This window comes from Acinetobacter sp. YH12027 (assembly GCF_013420085.1).
Classification (GTDB): Bacteria; Pseudomonadota; Gammaproteobacteria; order Pseudomonadales; family Moraxellaceae; genus Acinetobacter; species Acinetobacter amyesii.
Window position 1 is genome coordinate 1 of record NZ_VOYW01000062.1, and the last position, 4,092, is coordinate 4,092.

Sequence of the window (4,092 nt, forward strand, 5' to 3'; positions counted from 1 at the left end):
CGCTTTCTATCGATGGTGGAATGTCAGCAGAATAATCATTTTAAATATTAATAAGGATATAAGAATGATACAGGCATTAAGTTATATTGTGGTGGAAACGCCTCATTTAGATGCATGGGCGACACAAGCTCGAGATCATATCGGGATGCAGGTCGAAACAGTTGAGTTAAATCAGTGTCTTCGTTTACGCGTAGATGAAAAAATCCAGCGCTTTCTCATAATGAAAACAGCGGGAGTTTCCAGTATGAGTATGGGCTTTGAAGTTGCCAATGCAGCGGAGCTTCTAAACATCGCGAAAAAATTAAAAGAAGAAGGCTATGTGGTCACTGACGGCACAGCTCAGGAGCGATTACTTCGCGGTGTAGACGGCATGGTGTTTTTTTATGACCCAGATGGTATTCGCATAGAAGTTTGCTATGGTCTGGCAGATGCAGATTCTCCATTTGTGCCGGGTCGCCCAATTGGTGGATTTAGAACAGGAAATATGGGGCTTGGACATGTTGCATTGATTACAGAACATTTTGAACAGTTAAGTCATCTCTATCGCAATATCTTCGGTTTTAAGCTTAGTGATCACACTAACGCGCCGTTCCGTGTTGAATTTCTGCACTGTAATCCGCGACACCATACTATCGGAATCGCTCATACCGGTGGTCCGGCAAAGATATATCATTTAATGCTTGAATATAACGATTTTGATGATGTTGGACGAGCATATGATATGGCGTTGACTAAACCTGAGAGTATTGGTGTAACTCTAGGTCGACATATTAATGATCATGCAACTTCATTTTATTTAAAAAACCCTGATGATTGGATGATTGAATTAGGATGGGCTACACGTACAGTCGGACCTGATTGGCAGCCTACAGAACTCGAAGGGATGAGCCTTTGGGGGCATGACAGAACTTGGTTACCAGATGATAAACGTGAAGAAGCACGACAAATATTAAAACGATTGGCACAAAAAGGTTTACGTGCCCCTGTCGTGACAACAGCCCAAAATTTAAATAACTAAGGAAGGTTTAAAACATATGTCTAGTTTAAATACTCAGCTACAACAATCACCTGAAATTGCGAATAGTATTCAAGTAGGTGATTGCATTATTAACTACCACGATCAAGGTCAAGGAGATGTAATTCTATTAATTCATGGCTCAGGGCCAGGGGTAACAAGTTGGGCCAATTGGCGTGGCATTATTCCAGAGTTATCTAAGCACGCACGAGTTATTGCACCTGATATGCTTGGTTTTGGTTATAGCCAATGCCCTAAAAATAAAAAATTAGACAGAGCTGCGTGGGTTGATTCACTGGTTGGCCTAATAAATGCACTAAATATCGGACGTGTTTCGATTGTAGGTAATTCTTTTGGAGGAGCTATAGCTTTGGCATTTGCCAAAACACATCCTGAGAAAGTGAATAAGCTCGTATTAATGGGGGCAGCTGGATTATCCTTTGAGTTGACAGCAGGTTTAGACAAAGTGTGGGGATACCAACCTTCTGTGGAAGCAATGCGTGGTTTGATGGAGGTATTTGCTTATGATCAGAGTATTATTAATGATGACTTAGTCAGAATGCGTTATGAAGCCAGCATTCGAGATGATGTTCAAACGCGTTTTGAATTGCTCTTTCCGGAACCGCGTCAAGCTGGTATTGAAATGTTGGCACTAAAGGAAGATGAAATCCGCTCACTCCCACACCAGACTTTGATTATCCACGGTCGAGATGATTTAGTTATTCCGCTTGAAGTTTCTGAACGTCTGGTACGTTTAATTCGCAAATCACAGTTACATGTGTTTGGTGAATGTGGTCATTGGGTACAGATCGAAAAGGCAAAAGAGTTCACTCAATTATTGGCGGATTTTATACTCACTGACAAATAAAATTATATACATAAAAAATTTCTACAATGAAAATGAATAGGATGAAGATGATGAATCGAGACACGATTAAAGGCCGCTGGACTGTACAATCTTGGGAACAACTCTATGACGATGGGCGTGTTGTTTTACCAATGGGTACTGAGTTAGACGGTTTTATTGAATATAGCGACTATGGCATGTCCTGTGTAATTAGCCAAAAAGACCGCAAAGTCTTTAAGACCGGTGGTCAATGGTCAGCTGATGATACAGAAAAAGCAGGAGCGTATAATAGCTATCTGACTTATGCTGGGGAATTTGAGGTGGAGGGGAATACTATTACCCATCATGTGAAATATAGCATTTTCCCAAATTGGATTGGTGGTACTCAACATCGTTTTGCTGAATTACAAGGCGATGTACTCACTCTTATGACAGCTAAACTTGAAGAAGGGACTTCTGAAGCACGTGTCGCTAAACTCACCTTTAAGCGTCAGGTCTGAAAAATATTAAAATTGGTAGTTTTGATCATTGTGAGGCAAACTTTCATGATTAATACTCGAGTAGGTTTAATGGTGATTTGATTCGATGGTAACCCTCCACGTGATCATTGTGAGGCAATTCTTTTTGCTATTTACAGTAGATTATAAATATGTTTTTTACAAAAAAACTTAAAATTTGATTAATGACTATTTAGGAATTAAGGAGTAATTTTTAAATAGTTATTCAAAATGTGTTCAGGACGGACACACAAAAGTAATGTCGATGTACAGGGAGTAATAACATTGCAAAAGTTAAGTTTTGATGCCGGTGTAGCGCCTGAATTAGTACTTTCAAATTATGAAGTTTGCCGCTCAAGTAATATTGAAGAAATTCGTTCTAGTGGGGCAAAAATGCTATGTGCAAATGATTTAACAGTGACGAGTGCTTCTAGTTCCTTGAATGCACAATTCTTCTACAGAAAGATTGGAAATATTGGTGTCGGTCGAATGAGTTATGGTGGTGAAATCACTATTCAGCCCGCAGTTTTTGAAGATTTTTTTCTGATTCAGATTCCAATCCGTGGATTTGAAAGAATTTCTTTAGGCAAAGACAAGATATTATGTACCCCCAAAGAAATAGGTATTATTAACCCCTATGTTAAAAGTGTGATAAACCATCAGTCTGATACCGAAAAATTAGTGATTCGTATTGATAAAAAATTGGTTGAAAAAAATTGCCAGCAAATTTTAAACCGGACTTTAAAAAAGAATATCGAATTTGATCCAATCATGTCTGTAGATACCAAAGCCGGTACACAATGGTTGCGGATGGTGAGCTGGATATCCAATTTTGTATCTGATGAAGACGATCTTTCTCCTTTGATGGTCTCCCAGATCGAAAATAATTTGGTGAATATGCTGCTCAATTATCAAGTCAATACTTATTCTCATGAAATACATAATGATAGCGTTTCAATCGCGCCGTCATTTGTGAGGAAAGTTGAATATTTTATTCAAGAAAATGCACACAAAGCGATTAACATTAACGATTTGGCAGAATTTGCTGGTGTAAGTGCTCGGTCATTATTTAACGGTTTTAAAAAATATAGAAATACCACACCAATGCATTTTCTAAAAGAAATTCGACTGCAACGTGCTTATGATGATTTAAAAAATGCTAGTTTAGGTTCGGATAAAGTGACCACGATCGCGTTTAAATGGGGATTCAATCATTTAGGACATTTTTCAACAGATTATAAACATCGATTTGGAGAAACTCCGTATGAAACACTATCCCATTGAGAAGTGCTTCTAATTATCTATTCTTCTTTTAAATATAAAGTGTCGAATCATTGATCGATTATTCATAGTCTATGATTGGCCATTTATTCTGATTTTAAATTGTATACTTTTAAAAGTAAGTGCTTAATCATATTGTATGGTGCCGAATTTTGCTGGTTATTTACTTGATGAAGAGATGCAGTCTATAAGATGCTTACCTTAAAATATCTGCACTTTGGGGATAAAAGAGGCACTAGATGGAGCGCGCTTAAGGATGAAATTTTTCCACTATATGGGGAGTGAAAAGCAAACTAAATAGGAACCACGCTCATGGATGAATTTATTCATAACCCTAATATTCTTGAAGATAGCCAGAGTCATGACAACATGGCTGCTACATCCGATACTGGAAGTGAAGCAAATCATTCTGACTGCAATACCATCACGCATAAAGTTACCTTGAACTTTTC

General features: G+C 38.1%; 4 protein-coding genes. All 4 read left to right on the forward strand.

The features are described 5' to 3' along the window. Nucleotides 1-64 precede the first annotated feature (64 nt). The 4 genes from FTT94_RS15410 to FTT94_RS15425 all read left to right on the forward strand — a co-directional run bounded on the left by FTT94_RS15410 (nucleotide 65) and on the right by FTT94_RS15425 (nucleotide 3,643). Nucleotides 65-1,018 (forward strand): VOC family protein, encoded by a 954-nt coding sequence (locus tag FTT94_RS15410; protein ID WP_180171078.1) that lies wholly within the window; start codon nucleotides 65-67, stop codon nucleotides 1,016-1,018. A gap of 16 nt (nucleotides 1,019-1,034) precedes the next feature. Further along, nucleotides 1,035-1,883 (forward strand): alpha/beta fold hydrolase, encoded by an 849-nt coding sequence (locus FTT94_RS15415; protein ID WP_180171079.1) that lies wholly within the window; start codon nucleotides 1,035-1,037, stop codon nucleotides 1,881-1,883. A 47-nt stretch (nucleotides 1,884-1,930) separates the two neighbouring features. After that, the gene (locus FTT94_RS15420; protein ID WP_257231471.1) at nucleotides 1,931-2,362 is read left to right on the forward strand and encodes a lipocalin-like domain-containing protein; all 432 of its coding nucleotides are present in this window, start codon (nucleotides 1,931-1,933) and stop codon (nucleotides 2,360-2,362) included. A gap of 282 nt (nucleotides 2,363-2,644) precedes the next feature. Further along, entirely contained in the window at nucleotides 2,645-3,643 is a 999-nt protein-coding gene (locus FTT94_RS15425) for an AraC family transcriptional regulator (protein WP_257231472.1), read from the forward strand. The last annotated feature ends 449 nt before the right edge of the window (nucleotides 3,644-4,092 follow it).